The following is a 258-nucleotide window of genomic DNA, read 5'->3' as shown; positions in this document are numbered from 1 at the left end:
AGTTGGTTGGCCGGATGCACATAGAGGTTCTTGCCCTCTTTGGGCTCCAGGCTCTTGAGAGTCTTCAGCGGCATGGACTGGCCGGTGGTCCGCGCGTAGAGACTCTTGAAGCTCAGAAACAGAGCCGTGCGTTGCTGCACCAGGTTGGTGCGCCGCCGCAACAAGTCCCGCACCGGCCGCAGCTCCGCATCGTAGATGTGCGCCTTGGGCAAAATGTTCAACCGCTGCAACTCCGCCAAGTGAAAGGCATCATGCTTA

Annotated in this window: 1 protein-coding gene; it reads right to left on the bottom strand. The window is 59.3% G+C overall.

Annotated elements, in window-relative coordinates; translation table 11 throughout:
* A partial coding sequence (locus EUU22_RS25420; RefSeq protein ID WP_205687973.1) for a hypothetical protein occupies positions 1-239 on the bottom strand: 239 nt, incomplete at its 3' end.
* Positions 240-258 lie beyond the last annotated feature (19 nt).

This window comes from Ciceribacter ferrooxidans, from assembly GCF_004137355.1.
GTDB lineage: Bacteria > Pseudomonadota > Alphaproteobacteria > Rhizobiales > Rhizobiaceae > Allorhizobium > Allorhizobium ferrooxidans.
Note: the sequence above shows the minus strand (reverse complement) of the source record. Positions and strands in the feature narration are given on the sequence as shown.